This window comes from Methylobrevis albus, assembly GCF_015904235.1.
In the GTDB taxonomy this organism is placed as follows: Bacteria; Pseudomonadota; Alphaproteobacteria; order Rhizobiales; family Pleomorphomonadaceae; genus Methylobrevis_A; species Methylobrevis_A albus.
Genome location: NZ_JADZLT010000050.1, coordinates 265,221 through 284,588 on the forward strand (window position 1 = coordinate 265,221; position 19,368 = coordinate 284,588).

Consider the following 19,368-nt stretch of genomic DNA (forward strand, 5'->3'; position numbering starts at 1 on the left):
TAAATCAGGCTCCGCTCCGCTGCGTCCGGCGCCAGGTCGAGGATTTCCGGGACATGACCGAGCTCGCCGCCATCGCCGTCGCGGAGATTCCGCTCGCCGCCGCCCGCGACGTGTTCGAGCGGCTCTGTGCTCATCTCGACGAGCACGTCGATATCCGCCGCGACGGCTGGAGCGCGGAGGCGCGCACGCCTTTCGTCCGGGTCGGCTTCAGCTCGGGCGAGCGGATGCTGCGTTTCGATGCCCACGCGGTCGATACCGACTATCTCGCGGCCGTGAAGGACATGGTGGCCTCGCACGTCGCCGAGTTCGCCGGTGACCTCGCCGCGCCGATCGTCTGGACCAGCCCGTCCGCGACTGCGGCGCCGGAGGAAGCAGAGCGCCCGCGCGGCGGGCGCTGCTACCGCGAGATGCGGGTGACGGCGGTGCGCGACCTCAGCCCGCGCATGCGCCGGCTGACGCTCGCGGGCGACGACCTCGGCCCGTTCGAGGACGGCGGCCTGCATGTCCGCCTCGTGCTGCCGGACGACCCCGCCGTGCCGCCCCCTGCCCCGCGCATCGATGCCGGCGGCCGCCTCGCCTGGGATCCCGGCGTCACGCCGCCGCCGGTGCGCGTCTATACGATCCGGCGGATCGACGTCGCGGCAGGCACGGTGGAGATCGACTTCGTGCTGCACGGCGACGGCGCCGATGCCGGGCACGGCGAAACGGCGCATCCGGCCTCGCCCGGCGCCCGTTTTGCGCTCCGCGCGGTGCCGGGGGCGGTGCTCGGCATGTACGGCCCGGGTGGACGCACGGTGCCCGCCGCGGCGCGCTATCTGCTCGCCGGCGACGAGACCGCGCTGCCGATGATCGCGCGCGTGCTGGAGGCCCTGCCCGCCACCGCTTCGGCGGTCGTGCGCATCGAGGTCGAGACCGCGGCGGACAAACTGCCGCTCCAGAGTGCCGCGACGCTCGACATCGCCTTCCTGCCCCGGCGCGGTGCGGCTCCCGGCGTGCCGCTGGCCGAGGCCGTCGAGGCCCTCCCGATCGATGCTGCCGACGCGGGTCTCTTCGTGCTGTTCGCGGCGGAAACCACCGCCGCGCGCCGAATCCGCACCCACCTCCGCGGTATCGGCCTGCCCCCGGAGCGCTACATCGCCGCCGGGTTCTGGGACGCCTGAGCGGCCGGCGTGGCGACGCCGTCGACCAGCACCTGCAGCGTGCCGCGCGAACAGCGCTCGACGCGGCCCTCGACGCCGTAGACCTCGGCGAGCATCGCCGGCGTCAGCACCATGGCCGCCGGGCCTTCGGAATGGAGCCGCCCGGCGCGCAGCACGGCGATGCGGTTCGCAAAGCGCGCGGCGAGGCCGAGATCGTGCAGCACCACGACGACGATGCGCCCCTCACTGGCGAGATCGCGCGCGAGTGTCATCACCGCGTTCTGGTGGCGCGGGTCGAGCGCGCTGGTCGGCTCGTCGAGCAGCAGCAGCCGCGGCGCGCGCACCACCGCCTGGGCGAGGCTGACGAGCTGGCGCTGGCCGCCCGACAGCGCCTCGAGCGGCGTCATCGCGACGCCGAGCACGCCGCAGCGCTCCAGTGCCTCGGCGGCGCGGCGCTCCGGGGCGCGGCCATCGCCATCATCGGGCGCGAGGCCCGCGCCCGCCTTCAGCGCCCCGACGACGCTTTCGAGGGCAGTGAGGCGGATCGCGCGCGGCAGCGCCTGCGGCATGAAGCCGACGAGGCCGGCGCGCCGCGCCGCACTCGCCGCGGCGAGATCGACGCCGCCCAGCACCAGCCGCCCGCGGGTGCGCACCAACCCGGCGAGGCCCTTCAGCAGCGTCGACTTGCCGGCAGCATTCGGGCCGACGAGGGCGAGCAGGGTGCCGGGCGCGATCGGCGCCATGGTGACGCCGGTGACGATGTCGCGGCCGCGATAGCCGGCGGCGAAGTCTTCGATTCGAAGCGCCGCACCCGTCATCGCGCCCGCCCCGACAGGATCAGGGCGAAGAACACCGGCAGGCCGACGAGGGCGGTGAGGATGCCGATCGGGATCACCGCGCCGACGAGCAGGGATTTGGCGCCCATGGCTGCGAGCGACATGACGATCGCGCCGGTGAGCGCACTCGCCGGCAGGAAGAAGCGGTGATCCTCGCCGACGAGTAGGCGCGCGATGTGCGGCCCGACGAGGCCGACGAAGCCGATCGTGCCGACGATCGACACGGCCGCGGCGATGATCAGGCTGACGCGGAGCAGCGACCAGAGCCGCAGGCGTTGGAGGTTGATGCCGAGGCTCGCCGCGCGCTCCTCGCCGAGGCGCAGCGCGGTGAGCTGCCACGACTGGCGCATCGCCAGCGGCCCGAGCACCAGCACGGCGGCGGCGAGCGGCCCCATCACGCCCCAGCGCGCGCCCGACAGCGAGCCCAGCATCCAGAACACGAACTGCTGCAGCGCCTGCTGCGAGGCGACGAACTGCAGCATGGCGATCAGGGCGTTGAAGGCCGAGACCATGCCGATGCCGAGGAGGAGCAGCACCTCCGCTCCGCCGCCGGCCACCCGCGCCATGACGATCAACGCCAATGTCGCGCCGAAGGCGAAGACAAAGGCATTCGCCGGCACCAGCCAGGCGGCGGGAATGCCCGGCAACGAGACGCCGAGGATGATCGCCAGCGCCGCGCCGAGGGCGGCGGCCGGCGCAATGCCGAGAGTGAGGCCGTCGGCGAGCGGGTTGTCGAACACCGTCTGCAACTCGGCGCCGGCGATCGCGAGCCCGGCGCCGACCAGCACCGCCGTGAGCGCGGCCGGCAGTCGCACGTTCTGGACGATGACCAGCGTCGTCGGGTCGAGCCCCTCCGGCGACAGCAGCGCGGCGAAGGCGTCGCCGATCGAAAGGCTGGATGGACCCGAGAAGAGATCGAGCAGGAAGGCGGCGACGGCGAGCACGGCGAGCCCCACCACGGCAGCGAGGCGCCGGCGGGTGAGCGCGCGGTGCTCGGCGAGGACGGCGTCGACGGCGGCGGTCGCGGTGGTCAAGGCGCGTCCGCCTCGTTGCCGAGGCTCGACCAGAAGCTGCCGGTGATCGGGGCGGCGGCGAAGCGGCGGTTGATCTCGGCGAGCGTGTCGGCCGGGTCGACGCCGCGCATCGCCTCCGGGTGGAACCAGCCGGCGAGCGCCTCGACGGCGAGGATGTTGAGCGGCGAGCCGTTGAAGAAGTTCCAGAGGCCGTGCACCCGGCCGGCCTGGACCGCGCCGAGATCGGCGATCACCGGCAGCGCCGCGACCCGGCCGAGCCCGGCGCGGGCGGCCTCCGCTGCGACGTCGGCGCCGATCTCGAGCCCCTCGCCGCCGGTGCTGGAAAGACCGGTCGCGACGTAGACCGCCGGGTTGGCGGCGAGCACGAACTCGGGCGCCAGCGTGCCGCCGAGTTCGCTCGGGAACAGCTCGGCGCCGATGTTGCGGCCGCCGGCAATCTCCACGAACTCGCCGAAGCCGGCCTTGCCGGCCGACCAGCAGCAGGCCCAGGTGCCGGGATAGGCGTGGATGAAGACGCTCGGTGCCGGCGTGGCCGACGCGGCGATGCGGCGGCGCACCTCGGCGAGATGCGCTTCGTAGAAGCCGACATAGGCCTCGGCCCGCTCGGGCGTGCCCATCACCGCGCCGAGCAGGCGCAGGCTGGCGGGGGTGTTTTCCACCGGCGCGACGAAGAAGTCGATGAAGACGACGGGGATGCCGAGCGCCTCGAACTCGGCGAGTTGCGGCTCGACGCGCGGCTTCTGCCAGAGGCTGAAGATCACGAGGTCGGGGCGGGCCGAGAGGACGGTTTCGAGGGGCAGGCCGGCGCCGTCGTCGCTGATGGTCGGCACGTCGGCAAGGCCCGGGAAGGCGCGGCCGAGCATGCCGGCGAGGCCCGGATCGAAGCCCGCGAGGTCGCGGCCGATCAGGGCGAGCCGCGCGGTGGGGTCGGGGGCGACGAGGGCGAGCGACAGGAGTTGCAGCCCTTCGGCGAGCACGATCCGCTGCGGCGGCGCCGCGATCGTCACGCTGCGCCCGGCGAGGTCGGTGACGGTGAGCGGGAATGCCGCGTTCTCTTCCGCAAGGCCGCGCGGGACGGCCGCGAGCAATGCCGCCAGCACGACAAACAGGAGGAACGGGACGCCGGCGGGCCGGCGGACGGACAACAGAAGATCGCGCAGCACGCCGAACCCCTCGCGCGGGTCATCTTCAAGCGGAACGCCGACGGCGCGGACGCGGCCGTTGCGGCGGAGACCGGAGCGGTCTAGCCGGTCGCGCTAAAAATTGGAATGCAATTCTCATGTTTTGGGGCCGCATCACCCGGCAGGCGGGCACGGCTTGATCGAGATCAACCGAGCGGCGGTTCGATGTCGCTATCGTCGCGGCGACCCGCTGGGTGCGGACGCGGCATGGCCGCCGCCTCGGATCGCCCCGGAGACGACCTGCGACCAGAAAGCGAGCTCCCATCGTGTCCATGCCGCCGCACGCGCCCCACAGCCTTCCCGCCGATGCCTGCCTCGCCGAACTCGGCACCGGCGCGAACGGGCTGACCGGGGCCGAGGCCGCGCGGCGGCTCGGCCTCCACGGTCCGAACCGACTGCCCGAGACGCCGGCGAAAGGTCCGCTGCGGCGCTTCCTCGCCCAGTTCCACAACGTGCTGATCTACGTGCTGATTGCCGCCGCCATGGTGACGGGCGCGCTGCAGCACTGGGTCGACACCGGGGTCATCCTCGCCGTGGTGCTGGCGAACGCCGCGATCGGCTTCGTGCAGGAGGGCAAGGCCGAGGCGGCGATGGCGGCGATCCGGCAGATGCTGGCGCCGCACACCGCGGCGCTGCGCGACGGGGCGCGGGTGACGGTGGACGCCGCCGATCTCGTGCCCGGCGACATCGTGCTGCTCGAGGCCGGCGACAAGGTGCCCGCCGACCTGCGCCTGATCGAGGCGCGCGGGCTCGCGGCGCAGGAGGCGATCCTCACCGGCGAATCCGTGCCGGCGGAGAAATCTGTGGCGCCGGTCGCTGCCGACGCGGCGCTCGGCGATCGCAGCCCGATGCTCTGGTCGGGCACTCTCGTCACGCAGGGCACCGCCCGCGGCGTGGTGGTCGCGACCGGGGCGGCGACCGAGATCGGCCGCATCGGCGGGCTGCTCGCGGGCGTCGAGCAGCTCACCACCCCGCTGGTCGCGCAGATGGACCATTTCGCGCGCTGGCTGTCGTTCCTGATCCTGCTGGCCGCCGCCCTGCTGCTCGCCTACGGCACCTTCGTCGGGCATCAGGATTTTTCCGAGCTGTTCATGGTCGTCGTCGGCGTCACCGTGTCCGCGATCCCCGAGGGGCTGCCCGCCGTGATGACCATCACGCTGGCGATCGGCGTGCAGGCGATGGCGCAGCGCCACGCCATCGTGCGCCGGCTGCCGGCGATCGAGGCGATCGGCTCGGTCTCGGTGATCTGCACCGACAAGACCGGCACGCTGACGCGCAACGAGATGGTGGTCACCGCCGCCGAGACGCCGACGGGCGCCTTCGAGGTCGGCGGCGCGGGCTATGCGCCGGAGGGCACGATCACCCCGGCCGGCGACCTCTCCCGGCTCGCCCGGGCGGCGGCGCTGTGCAACGACGCCGCGCTGACGTTGCAGGGCGGCCACTGGCTGGTCGAGGGCGACCCGATGGAGGGCGCCCTGCTCGCCTTCGCCGGCAAGGTCGACGGTGCGGCCGCGCCCGAGGCCCGCCGCCTCGACGCGATCCCGTTCGATTCCCGCCACCGCTTCATGGCGGTGCTGACCGAGAGCGCGGCCGGGCGCGTCACCGCCGTGAAGGGCGCGCCCGAGCGGGTGCTGCGCATGTGCGGCGACATCGATCCGCACCACTGGCACCAGCGCGCCGAGGCGATGGCGCTGCGCGGCCTGCGCGTGCTCGCCTTCGGCGAACGGACGGAGACCGGCGACGCCATCGATGCGGCCGCGCTGGAGGGCGGCCTGCGCTTTCTCGGCCTCGTCGGCCTGATCGATCCGCCGCGCCCGGAAGCGATCGCCGCCGTAGCGGAATGCCGGACGGCGGGCATCCGCGTGAAGATGATCACCGGCGACCATGCGGGAACTGCGGCGGCGATCGCGCGCCAGGTCGGGCTCGACAACCCCGACCGAGTGCTGACCGGCGCGCATCTCGACAAGCTCGACGATGCGGCGCTGGCGCTGGCGGTCTCCGGCGTCAACGTCTTTGCCCGCACCAGCCCGGAGCACAAGCTGCGCCTCGTCACGGCGCTGCAGGCGAACGGCTTCTCGGTGGCAATGACCGGCGACGGCGTCAACGACGCCCCCGCCCTGAAGCGCGCCGATGCCGGCATCGCCATGGGGCGGAAGGGCTCGGAAGCGGCCAAGGAAGCCGCCGACCTCGTGCTCACCGACGACAACTTCGCCTCGATCGCCGCGGCGGTGCGCGAGGGGCGGACGGTCTACGACAACCTCACCAAGGTGATCAGCTGGACGCTGCCGACCAACGCCGGCGAATCCGCGACGGTGATCCTCGCCCTGCTCGCCGGCCTCACCCTGCCGGTGACGGCGGTGCAGATCCTCTGGATCAACCTCGTTACCGGCATCACCCTCGGCATCGCGCTCGCCTTCGAGCCGACGGAGGCCGGCACCATGACGCGGCCGCCGCGGCCACGCACGGCGCCGATCCTGTCGGGCGCTCTCGTCTGGCACGTGGTGCTGGTCGCGACGCTGTTCGTCGTCGCGGTATTCGGCATCTTCTCCTACGCCACCGACCGCGGCTATCCGGTCGACCTCGCGCGGACGATGGCGATGAACACGATCGTGGTGCTGGAGATCTTCCACCTCTTCTTCATCCGCAACATCCACGGCACCTCGCTGAGCCTCGCCGCGGTGCGCGGCACGAAGGCGGTGTGGATCGTGGTCGCCGCGATCACCGTTACCCAATTCGCCGTCACCTACCTGCCGCCGCTGCAGGCGCTGCTCGGCACCCGGGCGGTGCCCTTCACCGACGGGCTGCTGATCGTCGGCGTCGGAGCGGCCTTCTTCGCGCTGCTCGAGATCGAGAAGCAGATCCGGCTGGGGCTGCGCCGGAGCTGATCCGAAGCGCGACGGGTGATCTCAACCGACGCCCATGCGTGGGGGCGTGCCGCCCTCGCCTGCCCGGTCCCGACGACCACCCGGGATCCGGATGCCCGATTTTTCGGCATGGCGTCGTCTTGCGCTGAAATTTGATATTTGATCGTATATCAGAAATCATCAGGCGGAGGACGTGCGTTGGACCCATTCAGCCTGGCCGGTCGAACCGCTGTCGTCACCGGTGGCAGCCGCGGCATCGGGGCGGCGATCGTCGAGCTGTTCGCGCGCCACGGCGCGGCAGTCCGCTATTGCCATGTCGGTGACGAGGCGCGCGCCGCGGCCCTCGACGCCCGGCTCGGCGCCGAGGGATTCAGCTGCCGCGGCGAGGTCTGCGACGTCGCGGACGAGGCCGCGGTCGCCGGCTATTTCGCCGATATCGCGGCGACCAGCGCCCCGGTCGACATCCTCGTCAACTGCGCCGGCATCGGCGGCGACAAGCCGTTCGCAGAGATTTCCGTCGCCGACTGGGACCGGATGATCGGCGTGCATCTGCGCGGCACCTTCCTCGTCACCCGGCAGGTGTTCCCCGGCATGCTGGCGCGCGGCTACGGCCGGGTGATCAACTTCGCCTCGCAGCTCGCCTACAAGGGCGCGCCGAACCTCGCGCATTACTGCGCTGCCAAAGCCGGTATCGTCGGCTTCACGCGGGCGCTGTCCTATGAGGGTGCGCCGCACGGCGTGCTGGTCAACGCGGTGGCGCCCGGCCCGGTCGAGACCGAGCTGCTGATGGGGCTCAGCGACGAGTGGCTGGCGATGAAGCAGGCGCAGCTGCCGATCGGCCGCTTCGGCCAGCCGGACGAGATCGCGCCGACGGTGCTGCTGCTCGCCTCCGCCGCCGGGTCCTATTTCGTGGGCCAGACCTTGTCGCCGAACGGCGGCGACGTCATGGTCTGACGCCGACCGGCGGGAATCCGCCATCGGCCACAAGACGAGCGCCCCCCGGCGCCCGGAAAAAAGACCGCGAACGCCGGATCGGCCCGGCCCCGGCGCAAGTCGCCGGCGGCGCCCGGTGCCGGCAAGGGAGCCCCTTCCATGTCCGAATCGAAGCCGTCGCCGTATGCGATCACCGACCGCGCGCCCTATGCGCCGATCACCGCACGCCCGGCCTTCAAGCTGCCCGGCGACGCCCGCGTTGCCGTCTGGACCATCGTCAACGTCGAGGCGTGGAGCCCGGCCCGGGCGATGCCGCGTGCGGTGATCCCGCCGCCGATGGGCCGGATGCTGATGCCCGACATCTCGAACTGGGCCTGGCACGAATACGGTATGCGCGTCGGCTTCTGGCGCTTTCTCGAGGTGCTGTCGTCGCGCAACCTCAAGGCGAGCTTCGCCGTCAACGGCTCGGCGATCGCGGCCTATCCGGACGCCTGCACAGCAGCGCGCGAGGCCGGCTGGGACTTCATGGGCCACGGCTTCGAACAGCGGTCGATGCACGACCTCGACGACCAGGCCGAGGCGATCCGCAAGACCGTCGAGGCGATCACCGCCTTCACGGGACGGCCGCCGCGCGGCTGGGAGAGCCCGGGCCTCACCGAGACCGAAACGACGCTCGACCATCTCGCCGCCGCCGGCATCGGCTACGTCTGCGACTGGTGCCTCGACGACCAGCCGGTGCGGCTGAAATCGGACGCCGGCTCGATCGTCTCGGTGCCCTATTCCGTCGAGGTCAACGACGTCGTCGTGCACGCCGTGCAGGGGCATAGCTCGGACGAGTTGATGAAGCGCGGCATCGCGCAGTTCGACCGGCTGCTGCAGGACGGGGCGTCGACGCCGCGGGTGATGGCGATCGCGATCCACCCCTATCTCACCGGCGTGCCGCACCGGATCGGCTACCTCGAGCAGCTCTACGACCACATCCTCGGCCACGAGGGCGTCGTGCACTGGACCGGGGCGGAGATCCTCGACTGGTTCATCGCCGAGGAGAAGAGGCTCGGCCTCTAGATGCGCGCCGCGCCGCTGACGGCGGAGGCGTTCGCCCCCTTCGGCACGCTGATTCGCCACGGCGGCGCGAACGGCCGGCACCACCTGCCGGAGGCGCTGGCGGCGAGGCCCGGCTTCGAACGGCCCGCCGTCTGGGTCAACCGGCTCGCCGTCGCGGCGTGGCCGGTTCAGGCAGTGCAACTCGAGCGGCATCCGCACGGCGCGCAGTCGTTCGCGCCGCTCGGGGCGGGAGAGATGCTGGTGATCGTCTGCGGCGCCGATCCGTCCGGCGCGCCCGACCCGGGCGCCTTGCGCGCGTTCGTGGCGCCGCCGGGGACAGGTGTCTGCTACCACCCGGGCGTCTGGCACCACGGGCTGCTCGCCGTCGATGATGCGTTCGACGTGCTGGTGATCATGGCCGCGCACGGCGTGCCGAGTGAGACCGAGCACGCCGTCCTCGCCGCGCCGGTCGCCATCGCCGCGCCCGACTGACCGGATTCATCCCCCAGCGACGAGGCCCGCCATGACCGCCGATCTCCATCCTCGCGACTTCGTCGGCTATGGCGCGACACCGCCGGACCCGCGCTGGCCTGGCGGGGCGCGACTCGCGCTCAACCTCGTCGTCAATGTCGAGGAGGGTTCCGAGCCGTCGGTGCCGGATGGCGACGGCGCCAGCGAAACGGGGCTCACCGAGGGCGGCGGCGGGCTGGAGGGGCGCGACCTCGCGGCGGAATCGATGTTCGAATACGGCGCCCGCGCCGGCGTCTGGCGCCTGCTGCGCACGTTCGCCGGCCGCGGCCTGCCCGCGACGATGTTCGCCTGCGCGCTGGCGCTGGAGCGCAATCCGGAGCTCGCCGCCGCGATCCGCGCCGGCGGCTACGACGTCTGCTGCCACGGCTACCGCTGGGAGCGGGTGCAGCCGCTCGGCGAGGCGCGCGAGCGCGAGCTGGTGGCGATGGCGGTGGACAGTCTTGCCCGCACCACGGGGACGGCGCCGGTCGGCTGGTACTGCCGCTACGCGCCGAGCCTCTTCACCCGGCGCATCCTCGCCGAGCACGGCGGCTTTCTCTACGATTCCGACAGCTACGCCGACGACCTGCCCTATTACGTCGCGGCGGCGGGCAAGCCGCATCTCGTGGTGCCCTACTCGCTCACCAACAACGACGTGAAGTTCGCCCGCGGCGGCATGTCGACCGGGCGACAGTTCGCCGAATTCCTGATCGATGCCTTCGACGTGCTCTACCGCGAAGGGGCGCATCAGCCAAAGATGATGTCGGTCGGCCTGCACGCGCGCATCGTCGGCCACCCGGCGCGGGTCGCCGGGCTGGAGCGCTTCCTCGACCATGTCGAGGGCTACAAGGACGTCTGGGTCACGCGGCGGGTCGACATCGCCCGCCACTGGCTGGCGACGCATCCGGCGGGCTGAGCGACCAGCCCTCAGGCGTCGGCCGGCGCCGCGCTGGGCGCCCCGGCGCGGGCGCGGCGGACGGCACGGCTCCAGGCCATGCGGATGCCATCGAGGCGTTCGGCGAGGTAGGCCTCGAGGCCCTTCTGGTCGCGCGCCTCGATCAGGTCGGCGATGCGGGTGTTCTCGATCGGCAGCACCGGCTTGCGGTCGGGCATGAAGTCGAAGAACGACGCCGACGAATATTGCCAGGTGCGGTCCCAGAGCTCCTCGACGTGCGACCGCAGGAAGGCGTTCGGCGCGCGCGACATCACCAGCGTGTGGAAGGCGCGGTTGCGGCGGGCGATGGCGACGGGGTGGTCGGGGTCGAGCTTCAGCTCGGCGATCAACTCGCGCATCTCGGCGATCGAGACCGCATCGTGATAGGGCGCCGCCGTGGCGCAAGCGAAGGCCTCGAGGTGCAGCCGCACCTCCTCGATTTCCCAGGCGGTCTGGAACGACAGCGTCGCCACCTCGGCGCTGCGGTGCAGGTTGAGCAGCACCAGGCCGTCCTTGTGGAGGAGGCGCAGCGCCTCGCGCACCGGCATCTCGCTGAGGCCGAGCTCGGCGGCAATGTGGGAGAGCCGCAGCCGCTCGCCGGGTTTCAGCGTCCCGTCCAGGATCTGGCGGCGCAGCGTCTCATAGGCGTGGTCCGTCTTGGAGAACATCGGCTCGTCTTCTGCGAAAAGGAAGGCACCGGCCGGACCGGTCCGGGATCGTGAAATTCCCGATCATGTCCCGTTAATCTCTCGTTCAATCGGCCGCGCACGGCGCCGTGTCAAGCGCAGGGGCCCGTGGGAAGTGCCCGCAGTGCCGTCGCCTCCACCGGGCGCGATGGCGAAATTCTGGGCAGCGCCGAAAGCGGAAAGCGCAGTCCGCGCAACGGCGCAGGTCCCGGTTTCCGCCCCGGCGCGCCGCCATATGGCGCCGACCTGCGCGTTCTGGCGAGGATCAAGTCGGAACTGCCTCATTTTTAGAGTTGCCCGGAAATCTGATAAAGTTTGATATCATATCAAATATCAGCAGGTCGGAGCGCTCTCCTCCGGCCTCTCGCCCCGGACCTCCGTCCGGCACCGAAAGCCGCCATGCAACGAGCGGCGACCCAGAACGACCGCAACTCCGGGAAGGACAGACGATGTCCGGTCATGCCTATCAGCCGTCGGAGCGCGTCTCCGGCTCCATGGAATGGTTCGAGCGAGCCCGCAAGGTGGCGCCGCTCGGCGCCCAGGGTGACGGCAAGTTCTACGCGCCCTATCCGCACTATCTGTCGCGCGGCATCGGCTCGAAGGTCATCGACGTCGACGGCAACGAGTACATCGACTACTGGAACGGCGCCGGCCCGACCGTGCTCGGCCATGCCGACCCGGACGTCGACGCAGCGGTCGCCGAGACAATGCGCAGCCGCGGCACCGTGTTCTGTGCGCCGAGCGACCTCGAGGTGATGCTCGGCGAGACGATGGCGGCGCACATTCCCTGCGCAGGCATGTCGGGCTTCCTCAACGCCGGCTCCGACGTGCTCTACATGGCCGGGCGTCTCGCCCGGGCGGCGACGGGCCGCAAGATCTTCGTCAAGTTCGCCGGCTCCTATCACGGCTGGCACGAGGACTTCCTGTTCAACGTCTCGTCGTTCGCCGGTCCGCCGGGCAACGACGGCCAGTACAAGCCGATCGCCGAGACCACCGGCCTGAAGGACGAGACGGTCGCCTCGATCCGGGTGCTCGACTACAACGACCTCGAGGCGGTGAAAGAGCTGTTCCGCACCGAGGGCGACCAGATTGCCGGCGTCGTCGTCGAACCGGTGATGCACGGGCCGATCACCGGCAACATCACGCCGCTGCCGGGCTTTCTCGAGGGGCTGCGCGAGCTCTGCACCGCGCATGGCGCGCTGCTGATCTTCGACGAGATCCTGACCGGCTTCCGCCACCACGTCGGCGGCGCGCAGACGCTGTTCGGCGTCACCCCCGACATCGGCTGCTTCGGCAAGGCGATCTCGAACGGGCTGCCGATCGCGGCGATCTGTGCAAAGCCCGAGCTGATGGAAAAGCTCGCCCCCGTCGGCAAGGCCTTCTTCTCCGGCACCTACAACGGCAACGTCGCCTCGGTCGCCGCGGCGCTCGCCACCATCGGCAAGCTCGCCGACGGCACGGTGCATGCCCGGATCTCGGCGCTCGGCAGGCGGCTCGCCGACGGGCTCGACGAAATCTACAGCCGGCGCGGCATCGTCGCCCGGGCAAACGTCTTCCACTCCATCGTCGCGATCCACAATTCGGACCGCACGCTGAACTCGCTGAGCGACGTCTTCGCCCACCACGACATGTCGCGGTCGGCCGAGTTCGCCAGCTTCCTCTTCGACAACGGCATCTATGCCAAGCCCCGCAAGGTGCAGCGCCTGCTCGTGTCCGGCGCCCACACCGAAGCGGATATCGACCGCACCATCGAAGTGGTCGACAGGTTCCACGCGGCATGAGGGCGCGATCCGTGACGGCGAAACAGAACAGCAAGCGCGTCGGCATCGACATCGGTGGCACGTTCACCGACATCGTCGTGTTCGACGAGGCGACCGGCGCGGTGACCCGCTCCAAGACCCCTTCGACCCCCGAGGCGCCGGAAGAAGGCTTCCTCGCCGCGCTCGCCGCGGTCGGCGTGCCGATCGACGAGATCGGGACGCTGGTGCACGGCACCACGATCGTCACCAACCTCATCCTCGAGCGGAAAGGCGGCCGCACCGCCCTGATCACCACGCGCGGCTTCCGCGACGTGCTGGAGATCATGCGCGCCACCCGGCCGCTGCCCTACGACCTCGCCTGGCGCAAGCCGGTGCCGCTGATCCCGCGCGAGTTCTGCTTCGAGGTCGACGAGCGGATCATGGCCGACGGCACCATCGAGACGGCGATCGATCCCGCGAACGTCGCCGAAGTGGTCGACCGCATCGTCGCGCTCGGCGTCGAGGGCATCGCCGTCAGCCTGATGCACGCCTATCTCGACGACCGGCACGAGAAGGTGGTCGAGGCGGTGATCCGCGAGCGGGCGCCGCACCTCGCAGTCTCGGTCTCCTCGCAGATCTGCCGCGAGATCCGCGAATACGAGCGGGCGAACACCACGGTCGCGAACATCTACTCGATGCCGCGCGTGCGACGCTACGTCGACGCCCTCGCCGCCCGGGTCGGCGTGCCGGGCCTCGTCAATTATCTGAGCTCCGAGGGCGGCATCCAGACCGGCACCGAAGCGGCGGATCGTCCGGTGACGCTGTGCGTCTCGGGCCCGGCCGGCGGCGTGCTCGGTGGTGCTTTCCTCGGCGAGCAGACCGGGCGGCGCAATCTCGTCACGGTCGACATGGGCGGCACCAGCTTCGACGTCGCGGTGATCCGCGACGGCCGCTTCGACATCAAGAACACCTTCGAGATCGAGTGGGGCATTCCGGTCAAGACGCCGACGATCGACATCAAGACGATCGGCGCGGGCGGCGGCTCGATCGTCTGGATCGACAACGGCGGCGCGCTGCGCGTCGGCCCGCAGAGCGCCGGCGCCGATCCCGGCCCGGCCTGTTACGGCCGCGGCGGCACCGACTGCACCGTCACCGACGCCAACCTGGTGCTCGGCCTGATCCACCCGAACGCGACGTTCCCGCTCGACGTCGCGGCGGCGGAAGCCGCCGTCGGCCGGATCGCCGACCACTTCGGCGTCTCGGTGCGCGAGGCGGCCGAGGGCATCTACCGCGTCGTCAACGCCGCGATGGCGACGGCGATCCGGCAGATGACCGTGGAAAAGGGCATCGACCCGCGCGACTTCGCCCTGGTGCCGTTCGGCGGTGCCGGCGGCCAGCACGCCGCGGTGCTCGCAGCCGAGGTCGGCATCCCGGAAATCGTCGTGCCCAACATGCCGAGCGTGTTCTCCGCCTTCGGCATGGTCAGCGCGCCGCTGAAGGTGAGCCGTGCCCGCACCATCCTGAAGCCGCTCGCGATGCTTGGCCCCGGCGAGATCGCCGCCTTCTTCGCCGACCTGACGGGCGGAATCGACGCCTCCGCCTTCGACGGCGCCACCAGCGCTCCGCGGCACGAGTTCAGCCTCGATCTGCGCTACGTCAAGCAGGCGCACGAGATCAGCGTGCTGGTCGATCCGGACTGGACGGCGGCGGAGATCACCGAGGCCTTCGAGGACAAGCACTTCCTGCTCTACGGCACCCGGCACGGTCATGCCGTGATGGTGGTCACCGGCCGCGTCGCCGCGATCGCCGACATGCCGCCGCTGCCGATCTCGGCGGAGGAGGAGCGCGACGACCGGACCGTCGTCGCGGCTCGCACCACCACGATCGCCGGCATCGCCGGCGAGGTGCCGATCTACGACCGCACCACCCTCGGCCCCGGCGCCCGCTTCGCCGGCCCCTGCCTCGTCGAGGAAGTGGACACGACCTTCTACGTGCCCGAAGGCGCCAGCGCGCGCGTCGACGCCTTCCGCAATCTCGTCATCACCACCGACGGAGCGTCCGCGGCATGAGCACCCTCGATCCCTTCACCCAGCAGATCATCCGCAATCATCTCTTCTCGACCACCGACGAGATGATCCAGACGACGGTGCTGACCGCCTATTCGCCGACCTTCTCCGAGGGCTTCGACTTTTCCTGCGCCCTGTTCGACACCACCGGCCGCATGGTGATGCAGTCGCGCGGCGTCGGCGTGCACCTCGGCTCGCTGGTCGGGGCGATGCTGGCGATCGTCGCCCGCTTTCCGGCGCCGAGACCCGGCGACGTCTTCATCACCAACAACCCCTATCTCGCGACGCACCAGTCCGACGTCGTCGTGGCGCGGCCGATGTTCTGCGAGGGCAGCCACGTCGGCTATGCCGTCAACATCGGCCACTGGACCGACGTCGGCGGCATGGCGGCCGGCGGCTGCGCCGGCACCTCGACCCACGTCGTGCAGGACGGGCTGATCATCCCGCTGTCGCGGCTCTACGACGCCGGTACGCTGGTGGAAGGCACGCGCGACTTCATCCTCGCCAACGTCCGCCTGCCGGAGGACGACTGGGGCGACCTGATGAGCCAGGTCTCGGCGACGGCGATCGCCGAGAGCCGTATCCAGTCGCTCGCCGCGCGCTACGGCGTGCCGGCGGTGATCGACGGCATGGCGGCGGCAATCGAATATTCCCGCGCGCGCTTCCTCGCGGCGCTGAAGGAGATCCCCGACGGCGTCTACGAGGCGGTCGACTACATCGAGGACGACGGCATTTCGGACGCGACCTACCCGATCAAGGTCAAGGTCACCAAGTCGGCGACGGGCTTCCACCTCGACTTCACCGGCACCGCGCCGCAGGCGCCCACCCCGGTGAATGCCACCTTCATCTCGGCGCGCGCCTCGGCCTATGCCGCCGTGGTCGCCCTCGTCGACCCGACGATCCCGGTCAACGCCGGCATCTTCGACCAGGTCGAGATGGTGGTGCCGCCGCGCACCATCGTCAGCGCCGAATGGCCGACGCCGGTCTACGGCTGCACCTTCGAGATGGCGAAGCGCGTGCCCGAGACCATCCTCAAGGCCTTCGCGAACACCATCCCCGAGCGCACCGGCGCCGGCTGCCACGCCTCCGGCAACAACCTCGCCGGCCGCGCCATCGACCCGAAAACCGGCGAAGAGGCGGTCTGGTACAACTACTACGAGGGCGGCCAGGGGGCGACCGCCGCCGGGATCGGCAACGACGCCGTCTACTTCTGGGGCGAGACGTCGATGAACCAGCCGATCGAGGTCTGGGAGCACAAGTACCCCGTGCTCGTCGACCGCTACGCCCTGCGCGACGGCTCCGGCGGCGCCGGCCAGCACCGCGGCGGCCACGGCACGGTGCACGAATACCGCCTGCTCGCCGACCACCATCTCTCCGGCCTCGGCGACCGCCACCGCGTCGCCCCCTGGGGCGTCGAGGGCGGCGAGCCCGGCTTGCCGAACCGCTGGTCGATCCGCCGCAACGGCGTCACCACCGAACTCGGCACCCTCTACGGGCTCAAAAGCCCGTCCAAGTTCTACGACCTTCACCTGCCCAAGGACGATGTCCTGATCATCGAAACCGGGGGCGGGGGCGGTTACGGCACGCCGTAACTCAACAACAGAGAGCGATAGCTCCGGAGCGGACCCATCAACGTCTCGGACTGCAGAGGTACGTCATGTCCTACCTACGTGCGTTAGCGATGTCGTCGGCCCTACTGGCCGGCGTGCTGGCCCCTGTTCTGCCCGCTGCAGCCCAGAGCGCCAGCGAAACCCTGATCGTCGCCGGCCCCCGCACCCCGGAATCGCTCGAGCTCGAGTATCCCTCGACCGAAGCGGTGCAGGAGGCGCGGAAAAACGTCTACGAACGCCTGCTCGCCTATGAAATGGTGGCGAACGAAGACGGCGTGATGGTCGAGAACTTCGACAAGCTCACCGGCGCGCTGGCCGAATCCTGGGTGGTCTCCGACGATCGCTCGTCGATCACCTTCACCCTCGCCGAGGCGAAGAGCCACGCCGGCAACACGCTGTCGGCCGACGACGTGATGTGGACGTTCGAGCGCGGCTGGGCGCTGAAGGGGACCTTCTACTGGTACATGCACCAGATGCTGAAGATCCAGGACTTCAGCGCCTTCCAGAAGGTCGACGACCGCACCGTCAAGGTGCAGCTGCCCGGCCCCTCGCCGCTGATCGAGCGGCTCTGGGTCAACTCCGACCTCGGCATCATCGACGCGACCGAGGTGAAGAAGCACCTCACGGCGGAAGACACCTGGGGCACCAAGTGGCTCTCGACCAACACGGCGTCGTTCTCGCCCTACAAGGTGACGACGTTCACGCCCGGCCGCGAGATCGTCTATGAGGCGAACCTCGACTACTACCGCGGCGAGCCGAAGCTGAAGAAGATCATCTTCCGCGAGATCCCGACCTCGGCCAACCGTGTCGCGGCGCTGCAGGCCGGCTCGATCGACGTCGCCGAATGGCTGCTGCCGCGCGAACTCGACTTGCTGTCGAAGTCCGAGGCGGTGAAGATCTGGAAGGTCTACGGCAACTACATCCACCGCGTCGACCTCACCAACACGATCGAGCCGTTCACCGACAAGCGCGTCCGCCAGGCGCTGAACTACCTGGTGCCGCGCGACCAGATCGGCAAGAGCGTCTACTTCGACACCGCCCGCCCGACCAAGAGCCCGGTCTCGGAAATCTACCCGGCCTATACGGACGAGTTCTTCACCTACTCCGAGGACGTGGAGAAGGCGAAGGCGCTGCTCGCCGAGGCGGGCTATGCCGACGGCTTCAAGACCGAGCTCGGCTACCGCACCGGTGACGAGATCGAGGAGCAGATCGCGATCATCCTGAAGACCTCGTTTGCCCGCGCCGGCGTCGACCTGCAGCTCAGCAAGTTGCCGAGCTCGACCCTCGTCGAGCGCTACACCGGCGGTACGATCCCTGCATACTTCCTGCGCGACATGGCGATCGTGCCGGACGCGGCCTACGTCACCAACCTCTGGCTCAACAGCCAGTCGATGGTGGACTTCTCCCGCTACAAGAACACCGACGTCGACGCGCTGATCGACAAGAACCTGACCGCGACGGTCGAGGCCGAGCGCATCGCCGACATGAAGCAGGTGCAGCAGATGGTGGTCGAGGACGCCCCTTGGGTGTTCCTGTTCAACCCCGGCTACCAGCTCGCGACCCGCGCCAACATCAAGGGCACCTCCTGGTACACGCCGAACGGCAACGCCTGGTTCGACTACTCCAAGGAGTGACCAAGACCCTGCGGCGGCCCGGCACCCCCGGGCCGCCGTCCCTCATCCGGACCGGCGGGCGACGCCTCGCGCGCCGGTCCGCTATGCCGCAACATGAAAGAGGGCCAGCGCGCATGAGGACCCGGGACATCTGGCGCCGACAGCCGCGGCTGCTGCGCATCGTGCTGATCCGGCTCGCGCTGATCGTGCCGCAGATGTTCGGCGTCACGCTCGTCGCCTTCCTGCTGATCCGCCTGCTGCCGGGCGACCCCGCCCGCCTGATCCTCGGCAATTTCGCGACCGACGAGTCGATCGCGCTCTACCGCGAGAAACTCGGCCTCGACAAGGACGTCTGGACCCAGTTCGCGATCTACGTCGGCAACATCCTGAAGGGCGACTTCGGCACCTCGCCGTTCACCTCGCGCCCGATCCTCGAGGACCTCGCCGACCGGGCGCCGGCGACGCTGGAACTCATCCTCTACGCCGTCATCTGCACCGTCGGCCTCGGCGTCACCATCGCCGTCGTCTCGGTGGTGAAGCGCGGCAGCCCGTTCGACTGGGGCGCGCGCATCTATGGTTTCGCCGCCGGGGCGCTGCCGGACTTCCTCGTCGCGCTGCTGCTCGTCTTCGTCTTCTTCTACCTGCTCGGCTGGGCACCGGCACCGTTCGGGCGGCTCGACCTGATGCTGAACACGCCGCCGCAGGTCACCGGCTTCCTCACCATCGACAGCCTGATCGCCGGCGACTTCGAGGCGTTCCGCTCCGCCGCCGGCCGACTGATCCTGCCGGTGCTGACCATCACCATCGTCAACGCCGGCGCGGTCACCAAGATGGCGCACAGCGTGTTCTCGGAGATCTGGGACAGCCCGATCGTCGGCCACATGCGGGCCTGCGGCGTGCCGGAGCAGCAGATCGTGCGCGCGGCGCTGCGCAACAGCCTGCCGCCGATCATCTCGGTGTCGAGCTTCATCCTCGGCTTCCTGCTCGGCGCCGCGGTGCTGGTGGAGACGATCTTCTCCTGGGGCGGGCTCGGGCAATACGCGGTGCAGGCGGTGATCAACAGCGACTACGCCGCGCTGCAGGGCTTCGTGCTCGTCGCCTCCGCCTTCATCCTCGTCGTCTACTCGGTCGCCGACATCCTCTACGAAGTCGTCGACCCGCGGATCAGGACGTGACGAC

General features: G+C 70.3%; 15 protein-coding genes. 11 read left to right on the plus strand and 4 right to left on the minus strand.

Annotated elements, in window-relative coordinates; all coding sequences use genetic code 11:
• Positions 1–53: 53 nt before the first annotated feature.
• Entirely contained in the window at positions 54–1,160 is a 1,107-nt protein-coding gene (locus tag I5731_RS10950; RefSeq protein WP_197311425.1) for a siderophore-interacting protein, read from the plus strand.
• Here the strand turns inward: I5731_RS10950 and I5731_RS10955 are convergent.
• Genes I5731_RS10955 through I5731_RS10965 form a run of 3 tightly spaced genes read right to left on the minus strand, consistent with a single transcriptional unit; the run spans position 1,130 to position 4,172 of the window.
• A complete protein-coding gene (locus tag I5731_RS10955) occupies positions 1,130–1,957 on the minus strand; it encodes an ABC transporter ATP-binding protein (RefSeq protein WP_197311426.1) in 828 nt (275 codons plus the stop codon). The two genes, I5731_RS10950 and I5731_RS10955, sit on opposite strands and share 31 nt — an antisense overlap.
• A complete protein-coding gene (locus I5731_RS10960) occupies positions 1,954–3,009 on the minus strand; it encodes a FecCD family ABC transporter permease (RefSeq protein ID WP_197311427.1) in 1,056 nt (351 codons plus the stop codon). Before I5731_RS10960 ends, I5731_RS10955 begins: the two co-directional genes overlap by 4 nt.
• Positions 3,006–4,172, minus strand: coding sequence for an ABC transporter substrate-binding protein (locus tag I5731_RS10965; RefSeq protein ID WP_197311428.1), 1,167 nt, complete (start codon positions 4,170–4,172; stop codon positions 3,006–3,008). Before I5731_RS10965 ends, I5731_RS10960 begins: the two co-directional genes overlap by 4 nt.
• 290 nt (positions 4,173–4,462) lie before the next feature.
• Here I5731_RS10965 and I5731_RS10970 point away from each other — a divergent pair, with 290 nt between their 5' ends.
• The 5 genes from I5731_RS10970 to I5731_RS10990 all read left to right on the plus strand — a co-directional run bounded on the left by I5731_RS10970 (position 4,463) and on the right by I5731_RS10990 (position 10,457).
• Positions 4,463–7,075, plus strand: a complete 2,613-nt coding sequence (locus I5731_RS10970) for a cation-transporting P-type ATPase (RefSeq protein ID WP_197311712.1) — start codon at positions 4,463–4,465, stop codon at positions 7,073–7,075.
• A gap of 177 nt (positions 7,076–7,252) precedes the next feature.
• Complete coding sequence (locus tag I5731_RS10975; RefSeq protein ID WP_197311429.1) at positions 7,253–8,008, plus strand: SDR family NAD(P)-dependent oxidoreductase; 756 nt, start codon at positions 7,253–7,255, stop codon at positions 8,006–8,008.
• Positions 8,009–8,146: 138 nt separating this feature from the next.
• Positions 8,147–9,052, plus strand: a complete 906-nt coding sequence (locus tag I5731_RS10980; RefSeq protein ID WP_197311430.1) for a polysaccharide deacetylase family protein — start codon at positions 8,147–8,149, stop codon at positions 9,050–9,052.
• Complete coding sequence (locus tag I5731_RS10985; protein ID WP_197311431.1) at positions 9,053–9,523, plus strand: ureidoglycolate lyase; 471 nt, start codon at positions 9,053–9,055, stop codon at positions 9,521–9,523.
• Between the two features lie 31 nt (positions 9,524–9,554).
• Positions 9,555–10,457: an allantoinase PuuE gene (locus I5731_RS10990; protein WP_197311432.1), complete on the plus strand. Its 903-nt coding sequence runs from the start codon at positions 9,555–9,557 to the stop codon at positions 10,455–10,457.
• 11 nt (positions 10,458–10,468) lie between these two features.
• Here I5731_RS10990 and I5731_RS10995 read toward each other — a convergent pair whose 3' ends face one another.
• Positions 10,469–11,143, minus strand: coding sequence for a GntR family transcriptional regulator (locus tag I5731_RS10995; RefSeq protein WP_197311433.1), 675 nt, complete (start codon positions 11,141–11,143; stop codon positions 10,469–10,471).
• Positions 11,144–11,610: 467 nt separating this feature from the next.
• On the opposite strand from I5731_RS10995, the gene I5731_RS11000 reads away from it, so the two are divergent.
• The 5 genes from I5731_RS11000 (at position 11,611) to I5731_RS11020 (ending at position 19,364) form a co-directional block, all read left to right on the plus strand.
• Positions 11,611–12,942: an aspartate aminotransferase family protein gene (locus tag I5731_RS11000; RefSeq protein ID WP_197311434.1), complete on the plus strand. Its 1,332-nt coding sequence runs from the start codon at positions 11,611–11,613 to the stop codon at positions 12,940–12,942.
• A gap of 11 nt (positions 12,943–12,953) precedes the next feature.
• Entirely contained in the window at positions 12,954–14,969 is a 2,016-nt protein-coding gene (locus I5731_RS11005) for a hydantoinase/oxoprolinase family protein (protein ID WP_197311435.1), read from the plus strand.
• Positions 14,966–16,558 carry a hydantoinase B/oxoprolinase family protein gene (locus I5731_RS11010; RefSeq protein WP_197311436.1) on the plus strand — a complete coding sequence of 531 codons (1,593 nt, stop codon included), beginning with the start codon at positions 14,966–14,968 and terminating at the stop codon, positions 16,556–16,558. The genes I5731_RS11005 and I5731_RS11010 overlap by 4 nt, the downstream gene beginning before the upstream one ends.
• Positions 16,559–16,647: 89 nt before the next feature.
• On the plus strand, positions 16,648–18,210 hold the full coding sequence (locus I5731_RS11015; protein ID WP_235981712.1) for an ABC transporter substrate-binding protein: 1,563 nt from the start codon (positions 16,648–16,650) through the stop codon (positions 18,208–18,210).
• Between the two features lie 113 nt (positions 18,211–18,323).
• Positions 18,324–19,364, plus strand: a complete 1,041-nt coding sequence (locus I5731_RS11020) for an ABC transporter permease (protein WP_197311438.1) — start codon at positions 18,324–18,326, stop codon at positions 19,362–19,364.
• The last annotated feature ends 4 nt before the right edge of the window (positions 19,365–19,368 follow it).